This is a genomic window from Xenorhabdus entomophaga, from assembly GCF_037996725.1.
In the GTDB taxonomy this organism is placed as follows: Bacteria; Pseudomonadota; Gammaproteobacteria; order Enterobacterales; family Enterobacteriaceae; genus Xenorhabdus; species Xenorhabdus khoisanae.
The window spans coordinates 1-439 of record NZ_JBBMXH010000352.1 but is presented as its reverse complement, the minus strand read 5'-3'; the positions used below and the strand labels follow the sequence as shown (position 1 = coordinate 439).

Below are 439 nucleotides of genomic sequence, written 5' to 3'. Positions count from 1 at the left end.
AACCGGGTTACCGGTCTACCCGCTGATATTGCCGTCCGGCATACTGGAAGGGGTCACCTACCAGCGTATCAGTGACCCCAAATTCAATACCGGGCTGGCATCTACCCGATTAACAGAAGCCCGCTTTCAGATAAGCCTTGTCCTGTATGACTATGCACACGCGCTCAAACTGGAAGCCAAAATCCGTTCAGCGTGGGAGTCGGTGCAGCACGGATTTATCGGTCACTATCCGGTGCAGACCGTATCGCGCGGCCCACTGCACCAAGAGGCCGATGAGGAGACGAAAAACCGCAAGCGCTACCGCATCACCCGTGATTTTGTCCTGACCTTTGCGGAGGCAGCCGATGATTAGCGCCAACCTGTCCGGGCTGGAGGAGCTGGGGCGCCGGTTACAGGCACTGGAAACTGATCTCCAGACCCAAATCCTGCGCAAGGCCGG

1 protein-coding gene is annotated in these 439 nt (G+C 57.6%); it reads left to right on the top strand.

The window, feature by feature from the left end; all coding sequences use genetic code 11:
* Positions 1 to 352, top strand: a 352-nt coding sequence (locus AAC854_RS23155; protein ID WP_340619136.1) for a hypothetical protein, incomplete at its 5' end; no start/stop codon positions are given.
* Positions 353 to 439: the final 87 nt, after the last annotated feature.